We start from the raw sequence: 21,932 nt of genomic DNA on the forward strand, positions 1-21,932 counted from the left end.
CTAGGCCGACTCGGCCACTCGCCACACGCGCTCGCGCGTCATCGGGATCTGGAACGGACGCGCGCCTATCGCCCTGCGGATCGCGTTCGCCATCGCGGGAGCCACCGGGTTGTACGGCGACTCGCTCATCGACTTCGCACCGTACGGCCCGTAGGCGTCCGAGGTTTGGGCGAAGTACACCTCGGTGTCCGGGATGTCGCCGATCTGGGGCACGCGGTACACGCGGAAGGCGGGGTTGGAAACGGCCCCCTCGGCGTCGATCAGTACCTCCTCGTACAAGGCGGAGCCGATTCCCTGGGCCACGCCACCCTCGATCTGCCCGCGGCACTGCTCGGGGTTCAGCACGGTCCCCGCGTCGGCCGTTTGGATCGACTGCAGGATCCGGACTGACCCGGTGAGGCGGTTGACGGCGACGCGGAACGCCTGCACGTTGAACGCGACGGACCGGGCGGCGCCGTTCTCCTCGCCGCTCGCCCACACGCTACCGTCGCGGACCGAGCCGGGAGCGGCCGCGGCGGCGAGCTCAGCGAAGGTGACGACCCTCTCCCCGGTGCGCACGCCATCGGCGGACATCTCGCAGTCCGCGACCGGTACGGAGGCGATGCCCGCCGCGGTCTGGAGCAGCGTGGTGCGCAGGGTGAGGCACGCCGCGTGCAGGGCCTTGCCCGCCACGGTGATCCCGGTGGATCCGAACGCGCCGGTGTCGTACTCGGCGGCGTCGGTGTCCGAGTGCAACAGGCGCACTCGCGCGGGCGAGGTGGCCAGGTCGGTCGCGACGATCTGAGTGTGGATGGTGGAAGTGCCGTTGCCGAACTCGGAGGTGCCGATGCCGACCGTGTAGGTCCCGGCGGCGTCCACCTCGACGGTGCACTTGGAGACGTGGCCGTTGGGAGGGACGGTCGCGATCATCGAGGTGGCCATTCCCTCGCCGACGGACCACTGCTCGCCCGACGGGGCCTCGACGCCGTTGCCGCGCGCGAGTGCCTCCTGAGCCAGGTCCAGGCACTGGTCCAGGCCGTAGGAGCCAAAGGTGAGGTCCTCCTCAGGCGCACCAGCGACCACAAAGGGATCGCCTGGCTGCACGGCGTTGATGCGACGAAACTCGAACGGGTCGATGCCCAACTTGATCGCGAGCTCGTCCATCGCCGACTCGATGGCGAAGATCACCTGACCCAGCCCATACCCGCGGAACGCGCCGGAGGGCATGTTGTTGGTGTAGACGGCCGCGGCGTCCAGCCACTTCACGGGGGCGTTGTAGACCGCCATCGACTCGGCGCACCCGTGGAACAGGACGCCGATGGAGTGGTTGCCGTACGCGCCCGTGTCGGAGAGAGCGTCGACCTTGAGCGCGGTGAGGCGCCCGGTCTGGTCGGCGCCCATGTCGACCTTGACGCGGAAGGGGTGGCGTACCGAGGTGCGCACGAACTCTTCCTCTCGGGTCATCTCGTACGCGACGGGCCGGCCCGTCTTGAGAGCGCCCAGCACGGCCAGGTCCTCGGTGAAGATCTCCTGCTTGCCGCCAAAGCCGCCGCCGACCCGTGCCGTGAATACCCGCATCGCCGACTGGTCGAGGCCAAAGATGCGAGCGAGCTCGTCACGCACCAGGAACGGCACCTGGGTGCTGGTGCGCACGGTCAGGCGACCGTCCGCGTCAGGCCAGGCGATTGACCCGTGCGTCTCGAGTTGAGCGTGGCTCACCCGGGCGGTGCGCCAGGTTCCCGACGTGCTGACGAACGACTCGGCCAGGGCGGACTCCGCGCTCGCGAGGGCCTGGGCCGTGGCATCGGGGGTGAGGTCGTCGCCGCTGGTAGTCCCGCCGCTGAAGCTCACCACCGTGTTTCGGGGCGCATCCGCCACGCGCTCGGCGGGGGTGCGGTCGGGGTGCAGCACGGGTGCCCCGGGCGCGCGCGCCGCCTCGGGGTCGAAGACGGCGTCGAGCACCTCGTACTCGACCTCGATCAGCCGGCATGCTGCCTCCGCGATCGAGGGGGTGGCGGCCACGACGGCGGCGACTCGCTGACCCACAAAGCGCGCCACGTCGTCGAGGACTCGGGTGTCGTCCGGGTCGTCCGTGCGGTGCTCGTGGCGGGCCGTGGAGAACCGCCCGGCAGGGGCATCGGCGTGGGTGAGGACGGCCTCGACCCCCTCCAGTGCCTGGGCGGCAGAGGTGTCTATGGACAGGATGCGGGCGTGGGCGTGAGGGGATCCCAGCACCTTGATGTGGAGCAGGCCGTCGACCGCGGTGTCGAACGTGAACGGCTCGCGGCCCTGCACAATCCGGCGTGCCGCGGCGGGGGTGGCTGAGGTGGCGACCCCGGCCCCTGCGGAGCGAGAACAGCCCCCACAGGCACCCTCGCATTCCGAGGTGGCCGGTTCGGCGGCGGGAGAATTCGGCTCGGTGGGGGTGGGAGCGGCGTGGGTGATGGCCTCGCGGATGGAACGGTAGCCGGTGCATCGGCACAGGTTTCCCTTCATCCGGCGCGGCAGGTCTTCCAGGTCCGCGGGCGAGAGCGTCGAGGCTGTCACGGTCATGCCGGGGGTGCAGAACCCGCACTGGAAGCCAAAGTGGTCGACGAACGACTGCTGCATGGGGTGCAGGTCGTCGCCATCGGCCAACCCGGAAGCCGTGGTGACCTCGGAGCCGGCCGCGCGCCGGGCGGGCGTGATGCAGCTGTGGACGGGGGTGCCGTCTACCAGGACCGTGCATGCGCCGCAGTCGCCAGAGTCGCACCCTTTCTTGACCTCGGTGTGACCGGTCTCTCGCAGCAGCGTGCGCAGGCACTGACCTGGCGCCGCTGCGACGTCGTTGGAGTGGCCGTTGACGGAAATCTTCATGCTGTGAGTTCCTCCAGCACCTCGGCTAGCAGGACCGCGCTGACCTGACGGCGCCAGTCCGCGGAGCCGAGCGCGTCTGTGTAGTAAGTGGTGACCGCGCGCACGGCGGCGTCGAGAGCATCGGGGGAGGGGACGGATGAGAACCTCAGCACCGTGGGGGTCGAGGTGGCGGCGGTGATCACGAACGTCGCCGAGCTGTCCGCGTCGAGGCGCCCGGCGAGCAGCGCCCCCGAGCGCCCGTGCTCGGCCAGCGCGATCTTGCGCGAGGCGGTGCGGGCCGCGAGCGCATGCGCGGGGAAGTTGATCGCGCGCAGGACGTCGCCGTCGCGCAGCGTGCTCACGCCGTTGCCGGCGATAAGTGACGTCACCGGGACGCTCGAATCGCTGCCGTCCGCGTGCCAGATCTCCGCCTGGGCGTCGAGCGTCACGGACAGCGCGACCATCGACGCCGCCGCATAAGCGCGGCAGATGTTCCCGCCCACGGTGGCAGCGTTCCAGATCTTGAAGGAGGCGAGCAGCGCGTTCGCGCAGTCCTCGAAGAGCGGCGCCGCCGCCCAGTCGCTGTCGCGCGCGGCGCTAGCGAGCGCCGCGATGGTGCACGTCGCGGCCACTGAGAGGTCTCCGCGGGCGCTGATCTCAACGTCCGCCCAACCCATGCCGGTGAGGTCGACAAGCCCGGAGGTCCCTGGCTGCGGCTCGGAGTACATCCACGTGCCGCCGGCGATGAACCGCTCGCCGGGGTGGAGGTGAAGGTCCGTCCGGGTGGTCGCCTCGCGAAACTTTGTCACCGTGCCGAGGTCCATGACGCCCGTTCTCCTTACCGTCGCCTAGGCGATGCTCGCAGGCCCGCGAGTCGGGCCTTCACAAGCAATCTGCCATGCCGGAAACGGTGGTTTAGACCAAAGAGCCATAAATTAACGTCCCGGCAACATGGAGGGCGAGGTGGCCGAAATAAACCGTCCGTAGTGTTCCAGATTGTGACGCCCTCGGATTTTCAGGGGAGCAGCTCGGCAATGGCGGCGAGTGCGACATAGCGAGTCCCTGGAGGGGGACGCGCTCTCAACACCTATACAAGGAGAATGCTGATGTCCGTACTTTCATCCCTGACTGCGAGCAAGCGCAAGGCCGCAATGCTCGCTTCCGTCACCGCAGTCGCCGCGCTTACGCTCGCTGCTTGCTCGTCCGATTCGTCTGACGACGCGTCGACCAGCGCGACGGCTTCCACCTCCGCCGAGGCATCGATGGCCCCCGCCGCCGACTACGGCGACTTCAACGTTCAGCTGTCTTGGATCAAGAACGAGGAGTTCGCGGGCGAGTTCTTCGCAGACTCGTTGGGCTACTACACCGACGCTGGCTTCTCCAGCGTGAACCTGACCCCCGGACCGTCGACCGGCGTTGCCGAGCTCGTCTCCGGCTCGACCGACGTGGCTCTGAGCGACGCGGTGTCGATCGGTGCCGCAGTGGCCAACGAAGGCGCCCCGCTCAAGATCATCGGCGCGACCTACCAGAAGAACCCCTTCACAGTGCTGTCGTTGGCCGATGGCGGAAACATCCTGACCGCTGAGGACCTGATCGGCAAGAAGATCGGTGTGCAGGACTCCAACACCAGCCTCTTCCTCGCACTTCTCTCCGCGAACGGCATCAGCCCCGACGAGCTCGAGATTGTGCCCGTCCAGTACGACCCGGCACCGCTCACCAACGGTGAGGTCGATGGCTTCATCTCCTACCTCACCAACGAGTCGATCATCGTCGCCGCAGCCGGCTACGAGGTGGCGGACCTTCCGTTCGCTGACAACGGTCTGCCCTTCGTCGCCGAGACGTTCTCGGTGACCGACGACGCGATCGCGAACGACCGCGAAAAGCTCAAGGCGTTCCTGTACGCAGAGATCCTGGGCTGGACCGACGAGGTCAACGACCCGGCTGAGGGCTCGCGCCTTGCAGTCGAGGAGTACGGCGTGGACCTGGGACTCGACGCAGCGAACTCGCTCGCGGGCTCGATCATGCAGGCCGAGGCGCTCGTCGTCTCCGACGAGACCGTCGCAAACGGTCTGTTCACCATCTCCGACCAGCTTCAGACCGAGACCGTCGCTTCGCTCGCAGGGGCCGGCATCGTGCTCGAGCCTGCCGACCTGTTCGACATGTCCTTGCTCGCAGAGGTCTACGAGGCTTACCCCGAGCTCATCGAATACATGAAGTAAGTAGAGGAACTCGGCATCGTGACAAACGACACCGCAACGACCGGTGCCCAGGGTGTAACCCTGGGCACCGGCCTGCAGATAAGCGGACTCAGCAAAACGTTCACCATGGGCAAGAACAGCGTGACGGCCCTGGACGACACCAACCTCCACACGGACCGCGGTAGCTTCCTGGCCTTGCTGGGCCCGTCCGGCTGCGGCAAGTCCACGATCCTGCGCATCCTGGCTGGGCTCGAGGAGCCCACCACCGGCACCACCCGCGTCGACGGTCGCACGCCCAAGGACCTGCGCGCCTACAACGAACTTGGCATCGCGTTCCAGGACGCGGCGCTGCTGCCCTGGCGCAGCGTCTACGCCAACATCAAACTCCCGTTCGAGGTTGCCGGTGTGCCCGTCGACACTGGGTACATCGACGAGCTGATCAAGCTCGTGGGTCTCACGGGCTTCGAGAAGGCCAAGCCGGCTCAGCTCTCCGGGGGCATGCGCCAGCGTGTTTCCATCGCCCGCTCGCTGGTGCTGAAGCCCTCGGTCCTGCTGCTCGACGAGCCCTTCGGCGCGCTCGACGACATGACGCGCCAGAAGCTCAACCTGGAGCTGCTACGCATCCTCGCGGAGAAGCCGGCCACCACCCTGCTGGTCACGCACGGCATCAACGAGGCGATCTTCCTCGCCGACCAGGTGGCGGTCATGAGCCCACGTCCGGGTCGGATCAAGGAGATCATCGACATCGATCTGCCGCGCCCCCGTACCCCCGACATTCAGCGCAGCCCCGAGTTCCACGCGTACGTGGATCAGGCCTCCGAGCTTCTGTTCGGCGAAGGCGGCGCTGCCATGGACGACGACCACTAGGCCCGCGACATGACTACTAAGAAGCTGCCTCCCAAGGCGATCGGCGCCATCGGCGTCGTGGCGATGTTCGCGGCGTGGTGGGTGCTTTCCCTCACCGTGTTCGCCAACGTCGGCGTGGGAGACACCAAGGCCATCCCGTCTCCCATCCAGGTGGCCTCCGGCTACGCGGAGAGCGGGTTCCAGTTCTACTGGCGCAACTTCTCCGTGACCATTAACGAGGCCGCGCAGGGCTACCTGTGGGGCTGTGGCCTGGCACTCCTCTTTGCCGGCCTGGTGCTGCTGGTGCCCAAGCTCGAGGCGCTCGTGATGCAGCTCGCCGTGATCACCTACTGCATTCCCATCGTGGCCATCGGCCCGCTGGTCCTTATCGTCCTGGGGCCCCCGCCCAGCGGCGAGCCCTCCGGCACCGCGGTGTTCCTGGCCGCGCTGAGCGTGTTCTTCACCACCGTGGTGGGGTCCCTGCTGGGCCTGAAGTCCGCGGACCGTTCCTCGCTTGACGTAGTGACCGTCTACGGCGGCAGCAAATTCACGCAACTGCGCAAGGTGCGTCTGGTTGCGGCGCTGCCCGCCATCCTGACCGCCCTCCAGATCGCCGTCCCCGCGGCCTTCCTCGGAGCGGTGCTCGGCGAGTTCTTCGGCAAGGTGGAGGTGGGAGTGGGGCCGGCGATGTTGTTCGCCCAACAGTCGCTCAACTCGCCGCGCGTGTGGGGCCTCGCCCTCGTGTCGGGCGCCGTCGCCCTCATCGGTTACCTGGTCGTGGGGCAACTCACGCGCATGGCGGCCCCGTGGGCCAAGGGCGCGGAGGTGTCCGCATGAGCATCGACACCACTACCCCGGACCCGACCAAGAATTCCGTGAGCACGGCGATGAATTCGCAGGCGACGACGGCGGCCCTCAAGGCGCTGCGCACCAGCCTGATCACCTTCGCGGCCACCATGTTCACCGTGCTGGTGCTTTGGGTGGGCACCATCCAGCTCTTCGACCTGTCGCCGTTCATCGCCAAGACGCCGGCGGACGTGTGGCAGTACCTGTTCACGGAGCCCGATTCTGCGGCCGATCGCGCCGAACTCATGTCGAAGCTAGGCGAGACGCTGGTCGATGCGGCGGTCGGGTTCTCCGCCGGGCTGCTGCTCGCGCTGGTGACCGCGATTGTCTTCCAACTCTCCAAGGGCGTCGAGCACGCGCTGATGCCGATGGCGTTGCTGCTGCGGTCCGTCCCGCTCATCGCCTTCGCCCCCGTCATCATCATGATCTTCGGTCGGGACTTCTGGACCACCGCCGTCATGGGCGGGATCGTGGTGCTGTTCCCGGCGCTGGTGAGTATCGCGTTTGGGCTCAAGTCCTTCTCGCCTCAGATGTCCGACCTGGTTACCGTGTACGGCGGCAATGCCTGGACGTCCCTGCGCAAGGTGGGGCTGCCGTCATCGCTGCCGTCCTTCTTCGCAGCGGTACGCATCTCGGTGCCGGGCGCCATCACCGGCGCCCTGCTCGCGGAGTGGCTGGCTACCGGGCGCGGCGTGGGCGGCGCGATCGGCGGCTACCTGGCCGCGGCGCAGTTCTCCGCCGTGTGGGCCGCGGTCGTGGTGGTCACCGGCGTCTCGCTGGTGCTCTACAACCTGGTACAGATCGTGGAGAACGTGGTGCTGGCCCGCATGAGCATGCACCCGGACCGGCGGGCCTAGGCCCAGACGCCGGTGCGCGGCGGGTTGTGCGCGCACCGGGTCGGGTCTGCCCGACCGCTAGAGGCGTGCTGCCAGTTCCGCGCTCGCGGCCTCGACGCGGCGGGCGATCTGATGCTCGTCCGCGCGGGTGAGGTGGCCGTCGGAGACTGTCATCTGGCCGTTCACGATGAGGGCGGTCAGCGGCGGCATCCCCGCCAGCCCCAGTGAGGCCACCGGGTCAGCGATGCCGGCGTGCTCGACGCCGCTCACGTCCCAGACGGCGATGTCGGCGAGCTTGCCCACCTCGAGTGAGCCGATCTGGTCCTGGCGGCCCAGCACGCGGGCGCCACCCATGGTCGCCACGTAGAGGCCGTCTCGGGCGCTCATCGCGTCAGCGCCGTCGCGCAGGCGGTTCATCAGCACGGCCTGGCGTATCTCGGTACCCAGCTGCCCGGACTCGTTAGACGCGGCGCCGTCGACGCCGAGTCCCACCGCGACGTTCGCGCGCAGCATGTCGCGCACGGGCGCTATGCCCGCGCCCAGGCGACCGTTGGACGACGGGCAGTGTGCGACGCCGGTGCCGGTGGCGGCGAACTTGGCGATGGCATCGGGGTCGAGGTGGACGCAGTGCGCCATCCACACGTCGTCTCCCAGCCAGCCCACGTCCTGCAGGTAGTCGGTGGGGGACATGCCGAACCGCTCGCGGCAGAACGCATCCTCCTCCACCGTCTCCGACCCGTGGGTGTGCAGGCGCACGCCCAGGTCGCGGCCCAGGATTGCGGCCTCGCGCAGGAGTTCGGAGGTGACGGAGAACGGCGAGCACGGCGCGATCGCCACTTGGGCCATGGAATCGAACGAGGGGTCGTGGTGGGCCGCTACGGCATCGGCGCTCGCCTGCAGGGCCGCGCCGGTGGTCTCCACGGCGAAGTCGGGCGGCAACCCGCCCTGGCTGCGCCCCAGGTCCATCGACCCGCGCGTGGCATGCAGGCGCACGCCGAGCGACGCAGCCTCGTGGACGATCGAGCCGACGATGTCGCCGCTGCCCTGAGGGAAGATGTAGTGATGATCGGCGACGGTCGAGCAGCCCGACCTCGCGAGCACCGCCATCGCCCCCGCAGCGCCCGCGCCGGTGAGGTCCGCGTCGATGCGCGACCACGCGGGGTACAGCGCGACCAGCCAGTCGAACAGGATCGAGTCCTGCGCGAAGCCGCGCGTGAGCCACTGGTACAGGTGGTGATGCGTGTTGATCAGGCCCGGCGTGACCAGCTTGCCGGTCGCATTAATGACCGCCGCGCCGGGGTAGTCGGCCTGCGGCGCGCGGCCGGCTCCGACTGCGACGATGCGGGTGCCCTCGATCACCACGTGACCGATGGGGTGCTCGACGCCGCGGGAGTTCACGGTCGCGATGTACGCGTTGTCGATAATGAGTGCCGGCATGAGAGGAGCCCCTTGGTGTCGTTGCGCCCAGCCCGCGGTCGAGCCATCGTGCGGCTTGTGGCGGGCGCGTAGCGCAATGGTACGGAACCGATGTGTCGGCAGTATTGCGGCGCGGGCGGCGACTAGGCGACGGGCGCGACCACGTTCGCGCCGCACAGCATGACGCCGATGCGCGAGCCTGGCTCCGGCACCCAGCGGCCCGTCATGAGGGCGGCGAAGGGGGCCGCAACGCCGGGCTCCACGATCACCCTGAGCAGGCGCCACAGTCGTGCTTGCGCCGCGGTGACGTCCGCATCGGTCACCACCACGGATTCCACGTTCGCCTCGTTGAGGGCGCGCCAGGGCACGTCGCCGATGCGCCGGGCGCCGAGGTGGTCCGCAGCGACGCCGGAGATCGGCACGTCTACGGGGTGGCCGGCCTCCTTGGCGGCCGCGAAGGAGGCGGTCCCGACGGTCTCGCAGCCCACGATCCGGATGCGGTCGCCGCACCACGCGGCGGCCCCGCCCGCGAGTCCGCCGCCGCCGACGGCCAGCAGCATCGCGTCCAGGGGGCGCCCGTCCGCCGTGACGCTGTCGAGGTCGAATTCGCGCGCGGCGGTGCCCGCGCCGGCCATTACGACGGGGTCGTCGAAGGCCTCGATGGACGTGGCCTTGTTCTCAACCAGGTAGTCGGCCGCAGCGTCCTTGGCGTCGCCGTACGTCTCGCCGATGCTGTGGATGTGGGCGTTGAGGCCCACCAGCCGCTCGACCTTGGAGGGGTTGGCCGTCGTCGGCACAAAGATGTGCGCCTCGTGGCCGAATTCGCGGGCGGCGTAGGCGACCGCGGCGCCGTGGTTGCCGCCCGACGCGGCGACCACCCCGGCATCGGAGATGGGCTGGGTGGCGACGTAGTGGCACGCGCCGCGGGCCTTGAAGGCGCCGGTGACCTGGAGGAACTCGAGTTTGAAGACGAGCGTGGCGTCGATGCCGATGGTGGAGCCGGGCACCTCGATCACGGGGGTGTGGCGCACGTGCGGCGCGATGGCAGCGGCCGCTCGGTCGATGTCGTCTGGGGTCACTACTGGGATGTCGGTCACTAGACCATTGTCACCCCCACGAGAGCCGGCGGGGGATTAGCCGCCGTTCTTGGAGAAGTGCATCCAGTCGTCAAGAGCGTCCCAGTGGCCGCCCCAATCCCAACCGATTTCTGTGAAGGCGTCGTAGACCAGACCCGGATCCGCGATCATGCCAGGGCGCTCGTCGTCGCGGTCGAGGTAGGCCTCTGACAACTCGGGGAAGAGCGCCTCGTCACGGATGTAGGGGTTGTGGAACGGGTTGATGTCGATCGCGTAGCCCTTGGAGTGCTCTGACCACACATCGGACGTTCCCACGATTTTGCGACACGTGAATCCGCTCGTGATGTTCTGATCCCCAGTCGGCGGCGCCTCGTTCTCAAATCTGGTGATGACCCGCATTTCCTCGATAGGGAACTTGGCGGCGTAGATCTTCTCGAAGGCGGTCACCACGTCCGCCGCGACGGTGCGGTGGATCAGCATCTCGCCCTGGTGAACCTGCTGGTCAAAGCCCCAATACGGCATGGTGACGTAGCTGAGGTCGTCGAGCGCGACCGGGCAGTTGGAGGCCCACGTGGACCGTTCCAGCACGTCCTCCGGTACGTCGGAGACAGTCGCCGTCCACTCCTCGGAGGTGGGGTCGGGGAGGAAGGGGCGCGGCTCGAGCTGGCGGTCGCGCAGGGCCTCGGGGGTGTCAGCGCGCTTGCCCAGCTCCGTGGCGGAGTCGATGGCGAGGGGGTTGGCCCCCAGCCACAGGGGGCGCGCGTACTGGTCGTCCGCCGCGGCCGCGACGGGCGACGGCGATGCCGTGATGGTGACCGGCGCGGGGGTGTGGGTGACCGTCGCCGTCGCCGTGGCGGTCGGTATTGGCTCAGCGGACCCGGAGCAGCCGGCGAGCACCACGACGCTGAGCACGGCCGCAGAGGCGAAAACTGCGGTGCGCGAGACGGCCCCGTGCGAGGCGGGACGTGAGCGGCGAATTGTGTTGCGCATTGGTACACGCTAGCGGGTGAGCCAGCCCGACGTCAGCCCTTCGTGGTGAGATAGTCCCGTGACTGACAACACTGCGCGACCCCCAGTAGCCGATGCCCGGGCCCGCCACCAGGAATTGGTCCAGGAGGTAGAGGCGCATCGCGCCGCCTACTACGGCGACGATGCGCCCACCGTGTCCGACGCGCAGTACGACGTGCTCGAGCGTGAGCTCCAGGACTTGGAGGCGCTGCACCCGGAACTCGCGACGCCGGAGAGCCCCACCCGGACGGTGGGGGCGGCCAGTGCGCCGACGGGATTCGAGTCGGTCAAGCACCGCGAGCGCATGATGAGCCTCGACAACGCCTTCGGCATCGACGAGGTGGAGTCGTGGCTCGCCCGCGTGGGCAAGGAGGCCGGCGACCAGGAGATTGTGTGCGAGCCCAAGATTGACGGGCTGTCTATTTCGCTGACCTACGTTGATGGCGAGCTGACGCGGGGGGTCACGCGCGGTGACGGCACCACTGGCGAGGACGTGACGGCCAACGTGCGCACCATCGCCACGATTCCCCAGCGGCTCACGGGAGCCGCGCCCGCCCTTGTGGAGATACGGGGCGAAGTGTTCCTGCCGGTCGCCGCCTTCGAGGAGTTGAACGCCGGGCTGGTCGCGGAGGGCAAGGCGCCCTACGCCAACCCCCGCAACACCGCCGCAGGGTCGCTGCGCCAAAAGAACTCCGAGGTGACTGCGAGCCGTCCGCTCGACGTGACGACCTACGCGCTCGGCGCCCTGGAGTGGGGCGCGACCCAAGTCGACGCCCGCGTGTCCACCCAGGCGGGGATCTACCGGGCGCTCGCGGACTGGGGCCTGCCGGTGAGCGAGTTCACCGCGGTGTTGCGCGGGCGCGAGGCGATCGACGCGTACCTGACCGACCTCGAGTCCAAGAGGCACGACCTGGTGCACGAGATAGACGGCGCCGTGCTCAAGGTCAACGACCGCGCGGTGCAGGCTGAGCTGGGCTTCACGAGCCGCGCGCCGCGCTGGGCCATCGCGTACAAGTTCGCGCCCGAGGAGGTCCACACCATCCTCGAGGACATCCGGGTGGACGTGGGACGCACCGGTCGGGTCACTCCTTACGGCGTGATGACCCCGACCCTCGTGGCGGGCTCGACGGTCACGTACGCGACGCTGCACAACGCTCACGAGGTGGCCCGCAAGGGCGTGCGCATCGGCGACACCGTGGTGCTGCGAAAGGCCGGCGACGTGATCCCCGAGATAGTGGGGCCCGTCGTCGCGGCGCGCACAGGGGCGGAGCGCGAGTGGACGATGCCGGCCAACTGCCCGTCATGCGGGACGCCGCTCGCCGAGCAGAAGCAAGGAGACAAGGACCTGCGCTGTCCCAACTCCCAGTCCTGCCCTGCGCAGATCGTTGACCGCATCGCATTCATCGGCTCGCGGGGGGCCTTCGACGTCGAGGTCCTGGGGGAGAAGGGCGCGCACGCGCTCGTCGAGTCCGGGGTGCTTCAGAACGAGGCGGGACTGTTCTCGCTGTCGATGGAGGACCTGCGCCGAGTGCCGCTACTCACGTACGAGTCCGACGAGAAGCTGACCAAGAAGCAGGTTGCCGCGGGGGAGGGTGGCCGCAAGGCGGGCGACGTCTCCGCGAACGGGATCAAGCTCCTGGACAACCTCGAGGAAGCGAAGTCCCAGCCGCTGTGGCGCGTCGTGGTGTCGCTGAGCATCCGCCACGTGGGCCCGACGGCCTCGCGTGCGCTCGCGACGGCCTTCGGCTCGATGGACGCCATCCGCGCCGCGGACGCCGAGACTCTTGCCGCGGTGGATGGCGTGGGCCCGGTGATCGCGGAGGCGGTGCAGCAGTGGTTCGAGGTGCCGTGGCACGTCGAGATCGTCGAGCGATGGGCGGCGGCGGGCGTGCGCATGGAGGACGAGCGCGACGAGTCCCTGCCCGACACCCTCGCGGGCCTCACCGTGGTCGCGACGGGCTCGCTCGAGAACTTCACCCGCGACTCCGTCAAGGAGGCGATCATCTCCCGCGGCGGCAAGGCGGCATCGACCGTCTCCAAGAACACCGACTACGTGGTGGCCGGCGCCGGGGCGGGATCCAAGGCGACCAAGGCGGAGGCGCTGGGCGTCACGATCCTGGACGAGGCCGCGTTCCAACTTCTGCTGGAGAGCGGCCCCGACGCGCTCTAGGCGCGCCGCCAGCCATCCTTCGCGCGACTGCCGGGCGCGCTCTGCGCTTGGGGCGAGAAGAGCCGCGGGGTGAGCGTCGGACTCGTCGTGATCAGTCGTTGGCGTCGGAGACGGAAACGGTAGAGCGCGCGCGCAGGTCACGTACCGAACGTCCGACGGCGATGGCGTAGTCGCCGCCGGGCAGGTTCCAGGCGTGTGTGGCGCTATTCCACACCTCGAACGCGCGCCGGGGGACGCGGACGGTCACGGAGACGGTTTGGCCCGCCTCGACGCGCACCCGCTCAAATCCGCCGAGCCAGCGGGCGGGGCGATCGATGCCAGCGGGGAACGGCGTCGGCGCTTCGAGGTACGCCTGCACCACCTCGGTGCCCGCGCGGCTACCGGAGTTCGTGACCTCCACGCTCACCGTCACGATGCCCGCATCACCGACGACAGCCGATGCCGCCGTCGAGTACTCGAAGTCGGTCCAGCCGAGCCCGTGGCCGAAGGGTGCGGCCGGGGTCTTCTGGTTACGTTCCCATTCGCGGTAGCCAACGTGAACGCCCTCGGGGTAAAGCAGCTTCATGTCGGCGTCGGGCGCCGTGTCCATGACTTGGACGTCGGACTCGGATGACGGCAGCGTCCAGGGGAGGCGACCCGCGGGCTCGGTCTTGCCCGTGATCACGTCGGCCAGCGCGTTGCCGCATTCCTGACCGGGGAACCACGACCACAGGACGGTCTTGGCGTCATTGAGCCAGGGGAGCAGCACCGGCGCCCCGGCGTTGATGGAGATGATCGCGTCGGGCGCGACCTCGAGCACGCGGCGTACGAGCTCGTCCTGACGGCCTGGCAGGGACAGCCCGAGGCGGTCGAACCCCTCGGACTCGACCTCGGAGTTGGTGCCCACCACGAGCACCACGAGGTCGGCCTCGCGCGCCGCGTCGACGGCCTCGCGAATCTCGTCCTCGATGGTGGGACCCGGCTTGGCGTGACGGAAGTCCGCGCGAGCGAAGCGCCCGAAGCCGGCCGCGTCGATGGTCTTGAGTTCCACTCGGATTCGGACCTTGCGCGGCTCGGTGGCGGAAACAGTCAGGCCAAAGCCGGGAGGCGCGTCCGTGCTGGAGTTGAGGATGGCCTCTTGCCCCACCGTGGTCTCGGACCGCGAAGCCTCGATGCCGTCGATGACAATCCGGTGCGCTCCGACTACGCCGACGTCGACGCGGTGGTCGCCGGCCTCGAGCAACTGGAGGTCGGCCTCGAGCACCACGTCGGTGCAGGCCGCGGAGGGGTGACGGTGCCAGCCGTTCCAGGTCGCGTCGACGTGGCTCGTAATGCTCCCGCCCGCAGAGTCGAGCTCGGTCACGGACACGCCCGGAGCGCCGGTGGCGGGGTCGGTCAGGTCGGTCTCGACGTCGACCCGTGGGGTGTGAATGAGCGTCGAGCCGCCGCGCAGCAGCGTGATGTCCGCGTCCGGGAACGCGGACTGCAGTCCCTCGCGGTGGCTGATCACGTAGTGCGGGTAGACCGTCGAGCTGCCGCCGCCCAAGACGTAAGCGTTGACCGCATTGGCGCCGATCAGCGCGATGCTCCTGACCTGCGGCTGGTCGACGACGAGGTCGTCCTCGCGACGCAACACCACGGTCGCCTCGGCCGCCAGCGTGCGCAGGAAATCCGCATCGTCCGGGCGGGACGGCGCCGGGAGGCTGTCGCCGTGGCCGGCGAGGGCTCCGGTGCGCTGGGCCAGGAGAAGCAGCCGGGCCACCTTGTCATCGATCACGGACTCGGGGACCTCGCCCCGGCGCACTGCCTGGACCAGGTTGTCCTCCCACGGCCCTCCGGGGCCCGGCATGACAAGATCGAGTCCGCCGAGCGCCGACGCGACGGTGGACTTGGTGGCCATCCAGTCGCTCATCACCACGCCGTCGAAGCCCCACTCGCCCTTGAGGACTTCGTTGACAAGGTAATCGTGCTCGGTCATGGGTGCGGCTTCGCCTTGAGCGTCGGCCCCGTTGTACGCGGCCATCACGCTCCAGACGCCTACCTCGGTGACGAGGTGCTCGAAGGGCGCCATCAACACCTCGCGAAGGGCCTGCTCGGAGGCGTAGGAGACGTACTCCGTGCGGTAGTTCTCGGAGTCGTTGGCGACGTAGTGCTTGGCGCACGCGGCGACGCCGCCTTCCTGCATCGCACTCACGACGGCCGAGCCGATCTGGGTGGTGAGGTACGGGTCCTCGGAATAGCACTCGAAGTGGCGCCCGCCGATGGGGGTTCGCTGAATGTTGACCTGCGGTGCGAGGACCACGTCGACGCCGAGGCGGCGGGCCTCTGTCGCAAACATGACGCCGGCGCGGCGCGCTGATTCGATGTTCCAGGTGGCTGCGAGCCCGCTGGGTGACGGCATCATCAGGCTGGTCGCGCCCTCGATCTCGCCGGTGCCGCGCACTCCGACAGGTCCGTCCGACATTGCTACTGAGCGAAGACCGATGTGGGGCATCGCGTGCATCCGCCAGATGGTCTCGCCTGTGAGGAGGCGGACCTTCTCGTCTAGGCTCAGTTTGGCCACGAGCGAGCCGAGGGAGTCGAGGTTCGCGCCGCCGGGGGCCGGTGCTGCAGAAGAATTCATTGTCATGTGTGCTACTCCACATTCACTTCGTTGGGCGGGAACTAATGAAACCTTACTTACTGGTCAGTAAGTTTGGCAACCCGTGGGACGATAGGCGCTGAACTGTTACGTTTCCGTTACTGTGGCGGCATGACTCAAAGTGCAGCGTCCCGGGTGACGAAGCCTCGTGAAGAGACGCTTCGCAAGCGCGAAGAGATTCTCAGCGCGGGTTTAGAGGTCTTCGGGAATCGGGGCTACAAGAACGGCTCCCTCGCGGAGATTGCCGAGCAAGTCGGTATGACTCACGCGGGCGTCCTGCACCACTTTGGGTCTAAGGACCAGCTACTCCTTGAGGTGCTGCTTTATCGCGACCGCACTGACGTCGAGCACATCGAGGGCCAGCACATCCCCGACAATCTGGAGCTCTTCAACCACCTGATCGCCACCGCCAGGAAGAATGAGGGTCGGCCGGGAATCGTGCAGGCGTTCGCGGTGCTGTCTGCCGAGTCGGTAACTGATAACCACCCCGCCAAGGCATTCTTCGCCAATCGCTACGCGAACCTACGTGACGAAATCAGGGTTGCGCTAAATGCCGTGTGCGACAAGGACGACCCGCCTACGGACGACGCGATTGAGTTCGCTACGTGCGGGGTCATCGCGGTCATGGACGGGCTTCAGATCCAGTGGCTACTCGCCCCCGACGTGGTGAAGCTCGCGGACTCCTCGGCGTGGGCGATCAATGCGCTGCTCTCCTCCGCTATCTCCGGTCACACTCGGCGTATTCTGACCTGAGAGTGTTCCGTCGTGAGGGAACTCGCCGCGGCCAATTGTGGCGAAGTTGCGACTCGCGGGGCTAGATTGGTGGCAAAGATTTTCCCAATGACTGGCAATGATCGCGAATATTGAGGGAACGCGACGAGCAGAGTCTTCCCGAGATAAACCGATGAGGAGTATCCGATGACCGAGTCGATTCGCGAAGTTGCACCTACCGAGACCAGCCGGATCGTGGAGATCGGTGAGCTGTCAGCCTTGGCGTACTTGGCCGATGGCCTGGTCAACTCCACGCACCCGTACCTGGTGGCTTTGCGCGACGCGCAGGCTCGAGCCGAGGACGCGCACCTCCTCATGATGTGCGACGGAGAAGCGGGTGCCGGCCCCATCGTCGGAACGCTGACCGTGGTCGAGCCGGGCAGCCCGTTCATCGAGGTGGCGGGTCCCGACGAATTCGAGTTCCGGATGCTTGCAGTGTCGCCCATCGAGCGTGGCCGGGGGCTGGGAGCCAAGCTCACCCGCGCCGGCATGGACTTCGCCGCCGAGCGAGGCGCGAAACGCGTGGCGCTGTCGACCATGTCGCACATGCACGCCGCGCACCGGCTCTACGAGCGGCTTGGCTTTGAGCGTCGCACGGACCTGGACTGGGTCGTGATTGACAACCCCGACGGGACGGTCACGCGGGTTCCCGCAGCGGAGGTCGAAGGCGACAGCGAGGTCGCGGCCAGAGGTATTCAGCTCATCGGCTATTCGTGGGAACCGCGCTAGACGGAGCTGGCGGGTGGCGGCGTCGAACGCAGCGCCCTGCGGACTGCGACTAGACGACTGAGGTGGGGCGCCCGACGCATTAGACTCGCCTCATGTCTTCCCTCGAACGCTCCGATGTGGCGCGCCTCGCGGCGCTTGCCCGCATCGACATGACCGACCAGGACCTGGACGTCATGTCCGGTCAACTCTCCGCGATTGTGGACGCCGTCGCCAAGGTGGCTGAGGTCGCCGACTCGGACGTGGTCGCGACTTCGCACCCCATCCCGATGGCGAACGTGCACCGCGAGGACGTGGTGCGCCCGTCGCTCACGCAGGAGCAGGCGCTCTCAGGGGCGCCCGCCGCCGAGGACGGACGCTTCCGTGTGCCGCAGATTCTGGGGGAAGAAGCATGACCGACTGGAACAACCCCACCGAGATCGTCCGCGCCACCGCCGCGCAGATGGCCGATGCGCTGGTCGCCGGCGACGTCACCTCCGTTCAGCTCACCCAGGCCCACCTCGACCGCATCGGCGCCGTGGACGGTGACGTGCACGCGTTCCTGCACATCGACGCCGCGGGCGCGCTCGCGACCGCGGCCTCCGTCGACGCCGATCGCGCCGCGGGCGCGGCTCTGCCGCCGCTCGCCGGTGTGCCGATCGCGCTCAAGGACCTGCTCGTGACCAAGGGGCTGCCCACTACGGCCGGCTCTAAGATTCTCGAGGGCTGGATTCCGCCTTACGACGCGACCGTCACGCGCAAGATCCGCGAGGCGCGCATGCCGATCCTGGGCAAGACCAACCTCGACGAGTTCGCGATGGGCTCGTCAACCGAGCACTCCGGCTACGGCCCCACGCACAACCCGTGGGACCTCGAGCGCATCCCCGGAGGCTCGGGTGGCGGCAGCGCCGCCGCGCTCGCCGCGTGGGAGTCCCCGCTTTCGATCGGCTCGGACACGGGTGGCTCGATTCGCCAGCCCGCCTCTGTCACCGGAACAGTGGGCGTGAAGCCCACGTACGGCGGCGTGTCTCGCTACGGCGCTATCGCGCTGGCCTCGTCTCTTGACCAGCTCGGCCCGTGCGCCCGCACTGTGCTCGACGCCGCTCTCTTGCACGAGGTCATTGGCGGCCACGACGAGATGGACGCCACCTCGCTCAACGCCCCCGTTCCTGCCGTGGTCGCAGCCGCCCGCGAGGGCGCGCTCGGTGACCTGACCGGCGTGCGCGTCGGCGTCGTGAAGGAATTGCGAGGCGACGACACCGGCGAGGGTGGCGGATACCAGCCGGGCGTGAAGCAGCGCTTCCAGGAGAGCCTGGACAAGCTGCAGGCCGCCGGCGCAGAGATCGTCGAGGTCTCCTGCCCCAACTTCCAGTACGCGCTCGCCGCGTACTACCTGATTCTTCCTTCCGAGGCCTCGAGCAACCTGGCCAAGTTCGACTCGGTTCGCTTTGGGCTCCGGGTAGAGACCGGGACCGTCGAGCGCACGATGGGCGCGACGCGTGCGGAGGGCTTCGGTGACGAGGTCAAGCGCCGCATCATCCTGGGCACGTACGCGCTGTCGGCCGGCCACTACGAGGAGTACTACGGCGCGGCGCAGAAGGTGCGCACGCTCATCCAGCAGGACTTCGCCGCGGCGTTCGAACACGCGGATGTACTCGTGTCGCCCACCACCCCCACGACTCCCTTCAAGTTGGGGGAGCGCATCGACGACCCGCTCGCGATGTACCTCAACGACGTCGCGACCATCCCCGCGAACCTCGCAGGGATTCCGGGCATGTCGCTGCCGTCCGGCGTCGCGCCGGAGGACGGACTGCCCACGGGCTTCCAGATCCTGGCCCCCGCCCACGAGGACGCACGCCTGTACCGCGTTGGCGCAGCCCTCGAGGCCGCCCTCGCATCCGAATGGGGTGGTTCCTTGATGGACCAGGCCCCCGAGTTGGAGGTCCGCGCATGAGCTACAACTACGAGACCGCGACCCGCGACTTCGATCCCGTCTTCGGAATCGAAGTGCACGTCGAGCTGAACACCAAGACCAAGATGTTCTGTGGCTGCGCCAACGAGTTTGGCGCCGAGCCCAACACGCAGGTCTGCCCGGTGTGCCTGGGACTGCCCGGCGCCATGCCGGTGCCCAACCAGAAGGCGATCGAAAGCGCGATCCGTCTGGGGCTCTCCCTGGGTTGCTCGATCCGCGAGTCGAGCCGCTTTGCGCGCAAGAACTACTTCTACCCCGACCTGTCCAAGGACTACCAGATCTCCCAGTACGACGAGCCCACGTGCTACGAGGGTGAACTCGAAGTGGTGCTGGACGACGGCACCGCGGTGATGATCGGCATCGAGCGTGCTCACATCGAAGAGGACGCCGGCAAGAACACTCACAAGGGTGGCGGCGGAGGTATTCAGGGCGCTGACTATTCGCTGGTCGACTACAACCGTGGCGGCGTGCCGCTGGTCGAGATCGTGACCCACCCCATCGAGGGCATGGGCGATCGCACCGCAGAGGTGGCGCGCGCCTACGTCGCGACCATCCGCGACATCGTCAAGGCGCTAGGGATCTCCGACGGCCGCATGGAGCAGGGGTCGGTTCGCGCCGACGTCAACCTGTCGCTGCGGGCCAAGGTGGCCGAGGGCGAGGATCAGTCCGCGGTGCCGCTCGGCAAGCGCTCGGAGACCAAGAACGTCAACTCGCTGCGCGCCATCGAGGCGTCAATTCACCACGAGGCCGGCCGCCAAGCTGACCTGCTCAGCGCGGGCAAGCCCGTGGTGCAGGAGACTCGCCACTGGCACGAGGACACCAAGTCCACCACGCCGGGACGCTCCAAGGAGGAGGCAGAGGACTACCGCTACTTCCCCGAGCCGGACATGCTTCCGGTGCAGCCGTCGCGCGAGTGGGTCGAGGAACTGCGTGCCACCATCACCGAGCACCCGGCCAAGATGCGCAAGCGTCTGCAGGCCGACTGGGGCTTCGCGGACATGGAGATGCGCGACGCGATCAACGCGGACGCGCTCGACCTGATCGCGGCCACCGTCGCCGCAGGAGCGAAGCCGCAGGCCGCGCGCAAGTGGTGGATGGGCGAGCTCGCCCGGGTCGCCAACGAGCGCGAGGTGCCCGTGGCGTCGCTGCCAGTGACGCCCGAGAACATCGCTGAGCTGCAGGGTCTGGTTGATGCCGGCACCCTGAATGACAAGCTCGCGCGTCAGGCGCTCGAGGGAGTGCTTGCGGGCGAGGGTTCGCCCAAGGAGGTCGTCGCGTCACGCGGACTCGCGGTGGTGTCGGATGACTCCGCTCTCGAGGCCGCCGTGGACGAGGCGCTGGCGGCTCAGCCCGACGTGCTGGCGAAGCTCCAGGACGGCAAGATTCAGGCCGCTGGCGCGATCGTGGGAGCGGTCATGAAGATCACCCGTGGGCAGGCCGACGCAGGCCGAGTCCGCGAGATCATCCTGCAGCGCGCGGGCGTCTCCGAATAGTCACTGCATTGCGGGCGGTCACACGGGATCTGACGGCGCTTCGCTGACGCGCGGTCTTCCCGTAGCGGTCCGTGGTTGCAGCTAGCGGAACGCGGGTGGCGCCGTCGACTCGCGCATCACGAGCGACGTCGCGAGCTCGACTCGCGGCTGCGGGGCAGTGCCCTCGCGCGCTAGGGCGAGGACCGTCCGGATCGCCTCGCGGGCCATGAGTTCCATCGGCTGGCGGATCGTGGTCAAGGTTGGTTGGAGCCACTCACAGATGATCACGTCGTCGAACCCGACGACGGATAGGTCGCGCGGGATGGAAAGGTGGCGCCTGCGCGCCTCGGCGTAGACGCCGGCCGCCTGCTGGTCAGAGCCTGCGAAGATCGCCGTGGGGCGGTCGGGCAACGCGAGTAGTTCCGCGGCGGCAGCCTCGCCGGACGCCGCAAGAAAGGTGCCGTAGCGCTCGAGTGAGTGGTCGACGGCGATCCCGGCGCGCGTGAGGGCCGCTCGATAGCCGTCGAGGCGGTCGCGCGCGCACGCCACCTTCTGGGGTCCCGTGACAACGCCGATCCGGGTGTGCCCCAGGCTCAATAGATGCTCGGTGGCGGCCAGCCCACCCGCCCAGTTGGTGGTGGCGATACTGGGAATGTCCGACGCGGTGCCTACCGGGTCTACCAGCACCACCGGGGTGTTGAGCTTGCGAAGCTCATCCTCCGCCCCGGGCTGCAACTCCGACACGACCAGCACGACGCCGTCGCTACGCCGACTCGCGAGCTGGCGCATCCAGTGTCGGTTTCCAACACGGCGACCATGAGTCGACGTGACGACCAAATTGATGCCTGCCTTGGCGGCCTCGTCCTCCGCGCCCTGCAGCAAGGGCATCGCCCAAATGCTGTCCAGGTCCCGGATTACGAAGTCAATGAGGCCCACCTGCTGGCGCTTGGTGGTGCCGCGGCGGCGGTAGCCGTGCTCCGTCAGGAGTTGCTGGATGTGCTCCCGAGTCTCGGGTGAAATTCCGGCGCGACCGTTGAGCACCTTCGAGACGGTCGGCACGGAAACGCCTGCAATTTCGGCAATTTCGGCAATGGTGGTGCGTCGGTCGATGGCCATTTCTCACTCGTCACTGGGGACTCTTGTAGTTGGAAAGTTACCTTTCTGTTATGGCAACTTTCTTAG

Annotated in this window: 17 protein-coding genes; 10 read left to right on the forward strand and 7 right to left on the reverse strand. The window is 68.1% G+C overall.

Translation table 11 applies throughout. The features are described from left to right. Both ACQU6B_RS03645 and ACQU6B_RS03650 read right to left on the reverse strand, forming a co-directional pair. On the reverse strand, positions 1 to 2,835 hold the full coding sequence (locus ACQU6B_RS03645; protein ID WP_430868689.1) for a molybdopterin-dependent oxidoreductase: 2,835 nt from the start codon (positions 2,833 to 2,835) through the stop codon (positions 1 to 3). Then, on the reverse strand, positions 2,832 to 3,638 hold the full coding sequence (locus ACQU6B_RS03650) for an FAD binding domain-containing protein (protein ID WP_430868690.1): 807 nt from the start codon (positions 3,636 to 3,638) through the stop codon (positions 2,832 to 2,834). Before ACQU6B_RS03650 ends, ACQU6B_RS03645 begins: the two co-directional genes overlap by 4 nt. A 282-nt stretch (positions 3,639 to 3,920) precedes the next feature. Between ACQU6B_RS03650 and ACQU6B_RS03655 the strand changes: the two genes are divergently transcribed. From ACQU6B_RS03655 to ACQU6B_RS03670, 4 genes are all read left to right on the forward strand, one after another. Beyond that, the gene (locus tag ACQU6B_RS03655; RefSeq protein WP_430868691.1) at positions 3,921 to 5,033 is read left to right on the forward strand and encodes an ABC transporter substrate-binding protein; all 1,113 of its coding nucleotides are present in this window, start codon (positions 3,921 to 3,923) and stop codon (positions 5,031 to 5,033) included. 105 nt (positions 5,034 to 5,138) lie between these two features. Continuing rightward, the gene (locus ACQU6B_RS03660; protein WP_430869208.1) at positions 5,139 to 5,879 is read left to right on the forward strand and encodes an ABC transporter ATP-binding protein; all 741 of its coding nucleotides are present in this window, start codon (positions 5,139 to 5,141) and stop codon (positions 5,877 to 5,879) included. A gap of 9 nt (positions 5,880 to 5,888) precedes the next feature. Beyond that, positions 5,889 to 6,695, forward strand: a complete 807-nt coding sequence (locus tag ACQU6B_RS03665) for an ABC transporter permease (protein WP_430868692.1) — start codon at positions 5,889 to 5,891, stop codon at positions 6,693 to 6,695. Then, positions 6,692 to 7,561, forward strand: coding sequence for an ABC transporter permease (locus ACQU6B_RS03670; protein ID WP_430868693.1), 870 nt, complete (start codon positions 6,692 to 6,694; stop codon positions 7,559 to 7,561). The genes ACQU6B_RS03665 and ACQU6B_RS03670 overlap by 4 nt, the downstream gene beginning before the upstream one ends. Before the next feature lie 57 nt (positions 7,562 to 7,618). Here the strand turns inward: ACQU6B_RS03670 and ACQU6B_RS03675 are convergent, their stop codons facing one another. The 3 genes from ACQU6B_RS03675 to ACQU6B_RS03685 form a co-directional block, all read right to left on the reverse strand. Then, the gene (locus ACQU6B_RS03675) at positions 7,619 to 8,977 is read right to left on the reverse strand and encodes an 8-oxoguanine deaminase (protein WP_430868694.1); all 1,359 of its coding nucleotides are present in this window, start codon (positions 8,975 to 8,977) and stop codon (positions 7,619 to 7,621) included. Positions 8,978 to 9,099: 122 nt separating this feature from the next. Next, the gene (locus ACQU6B_RS03680) at positions 9,100 to 10,053 is read right to left on the reverse strand and encodes a serine/threonine dehydratase (RefSeq protein WP_430868695.1); all 954 of its coding nucleotides are present in this window, start codon (positions 10,051 to 10,053) and stop codon (positions 9,100 to 9,102) included. A gap of 36 nt (positions 10,054 to 10,089) precedes the next feature. Then, the gene (locus ACQU6B_RS03685; RefSeq protein ID WP_430868696.1) at positions 10,090 to 11,022 is read right to left on the reverse strand and encodes a M15 family metallopeptidase; all 933 of its coding nucleotides are present in this window, start codon (positions 11,020 to 11,022) and stop codon (positions 10,090 to 10,092) included. Positions 11,023 to 11,080: 58 nt separating this feature from the next. Here ACQU6B_RS03685 and ligA point away from each other — a divergent pair, with 58 nt between their 5' ends. Continuing rightward, on the forward strand, positions 11,081 to 13,210 hold the full coding sequence (ligA, locus tag ACQU6B_RS03690; RefSeq protein ID WP_430868697.1) for an NAD-dependent DNA ligase LigA: 2,130 nt from the start codon (positions 11,081 to 11,083) through the stop codon (positions 13,208 to 13,210). Positions 13,211 to 13,301: 91 nt separating this feature from the next. Here the strand turns inward: ligA and ACQU6B_RS03695 are convergent, their stop codons facing one another. Continuing rightward, complete coding sequence (locus ACQU6B_RS03695; protein WP_430868698.1) at positions 13,302 to 15,818, reverse strand: beta-glucosidase family protein; 2,517 nt, start codon at positions 15,816 to 15,818, stop codon at positions 13,302 to 13,304. 123 nt (positions 15,819 to 15,941) lie between these two features. On the opposite strand from ACQU6B_RS03695, the gene ACQU6B_RS03700 reads away from it, so the two are divergent. The 5 genes from ACQU6B_RS03700 to gatB all read left to right on the forward strand — a co-directional run bounded on the left by ACQU6B_RS03700 (position 15,942) and on the right by gatB (position 20,771). Further along, positions 15,942 to 16,583 (forward strand): TetR/AcrR family transcriptional regulator, encoded by a 642-nt coding sequence (locus tag ACQU6B_RS03700; RefSeq protein ID WP_430868699.1) that lies wholly within the window; start codon positions 15,942 to 15,944, stop codon positions 16,581 to 16,583. 165 nt (positions 16,584 to 16,748) lie between these two features. After that, complete coding sequence (locus ACQU6B_RS03705; RefSeq protein ID WP_430868700.1) at positions 16,749 to 17,330, forward strand: GNAT family N-acetyltransferase; 582 nt, start codon at positions 16,749 to 16,751, stop codon at positions 17,328 to 17,330. A gap of 92 nt (positions 17,331 to 17,422) precedes the next feature. Next, a complete protein-coding gene (gene gatC / locus ACQU6B_RS03710; protein WP_430868701.1) occupies positions 17,423 to 17,722 on the forward strand; it encodes an Asp-tRNA(Asn)/Glu-tRNA(Gln) amidotransferase subunit GatC in 300 nt (99 codons plus the stop codon). Continuing rightward, a complete protein-coding gene (gene gatA / locus ACQU6B_RS03715; RefSeq protein WP_430868702.1) occupies positions 17,719 to 19,260 on the forward strand; it encodes an Asp-tRNA(Asn)/Glu-tRNA(Gln) amidotransferase subunit GatA in 1,542 nt (513 codons plus the stop codon). Before gatC ends, gatA begins: the two co-directional genes overlap by 4 nt. Next, positions 19,257 to 20,771 carry an Asp-tRNA(Asn)/Glu-tRNA(Gln) amidotransferase subunit GatB gene (gatB, locus tag ACQU6B_RS03720; RefSeq protein WP_430868703.1) on the forward strand — a complete coding sequence of 505 codons (1,515 nt, stop codon included), beginning with the start codon at positions 19,257 to 19,259 and terminating at the stop codon, positions 20,769 to 20,771. Before gatA ends, gatB begins: the two co-directional genes overlap by 4 nt. 81 nt (positions 20,772 to 20,852) lie before the next feature. Here the strand turns inward: gatB and ACQU6B_RS03725 are convergent, their stop codons facing one another. Next, positions 20,853 to 21,866, reverse strand: coding sequence for a LacI family DNA-binding transcriptional regulator (locus ACQU6B_RS03725; RefSeq protein WP_430868704.1), 1,014 nt, complete (start codon positions 21,864 to 21,866; stop codon positions 20,853 to 20,855). Positions 21,867 to 21,932 lie beyond the last annotated feature (66 nt).

The organism is Demequina aurantiaca (genome assembly GCF_050598105.1).
Lineage (GTDB): Bacteria > Actinomycetota > Actinomycetes > Actinomycetales > Demequinaceae > Demequina > Demequina aurantiaca_A.

What these genes read in the sequence shown, in the direction of transcription:
- ACQU6B_RS03650 (WP_430868690.1), bottom strand. Translation starts at nt 3,638, where the DNA reads ATGGACCTCGGCACGGTGACAAAGTTTCGCGAGGCGACCACCCGGACG.
- ACQU6B_RS03695 (WP_430868698.1), bottom strand. Translation starts at nt 15,818, where the DNA reads ATGACAATGAATTCTTCTGCAGCACCGGCCCCCGGCGGCGCGAACCTC.
- ACQU6B_RS03725 (WP_430868704.1), bottom strand. Translation starts at nt 21,866, where the DNA reads ATGGCCATCGACCGACGCACCACCATTGCCGAAATTGCCGAAATTGCA.
- ACQU6B_RS03660 (WP_430869208.1), top strand. Translation starts at nt 5,139, where the DNA reads ATGGGCAAGAACAGCGTGACGGCCCTGGACGACACCAACCTCCACACG.
- ACQU6B_RS03700 (WP_430868699.1), top strand. Translation starts at nt 15,942, where the DNA reads ATGACTCAAAGTGCAGCGTCCCGGGTGACGAAGCCTCGTGAAGAGACG.
- ACQU6B_RS03655 (WP_430868691.1), top strand. Translation starts at nt 3,921, where the DNA reads ATGTCCGTACTTTCATCCCTGACTGCGAGCAAGCGCAAGGCCGCAATG.
- ACQU6B_RS03665 (WP_430868692.1), top strand. Translation starts at nt 5,889, where the DNA reads ATGACTACTAAGAAGCTGCCTCCCAAGGCGATCGGCGCCATCGGCGTC.
- ACQU6B_RS03670 (WP_430868693.1), top strand. Translation starts at nt 6,692, where the DNA reads ATGAGCATCGACACCACTACCCCGGACCCGACCAAGAATTCCGTGAGC.
- gatA (WP_430868702.1), top strand. Translation starts at nt 17,719, where the DNA reads ATGACCGACTGGAACAACCCCACCGAGATCGTCCGCGCCACCGCCGCG.
- gatB (WP_430868703.1), top strand. Translation starts at nt 19,257, where the DNA reads ATGAGCTACAACTACGAGACCGCGACCCGCGACTTCGATCCCGTCTTC.
- ACQU6B_RS03705 (WP_430868700.1), top strand. Translation starts at nt 16,749, where the DNA reads ATGACCGAGTCGATTCGCGAAGTTGCACCTACCGAGACCAGCCGGATC.
- ACQU6B_RS03685 (WP_430868696.1), bottom strand. Translation starts at nt 11,022, where the DNA reads ATGCGCAACACAATTCGCCGCTCACGTCCCGCCTCGCACGGGGCCGTC.
- gatC (WP_430868701.1), top strand. Translation starts at nt 17,423, where the DNA reads ATGTCTTCCCTCGAACGCTCCGATGTGGCGCGCCTCGCGGCGCTTGCC.
- ACQU6B_RS03645 (WP_430868689.1), bottom strand. Translation starts at nt 2,835, where the DNA reads ATGAAGATTTCCGTCAACGGCCACTCCAACGACGTCGCAGCGGCGCCA.
- ACQU6B_RS03675 (WP_430868694.1), bottom strand. Translation starts at nt 8,977, where the DNA reads ATGCCGGCACTCATTATCGACAACGCGTACATCGCGACCGTGAACTCC.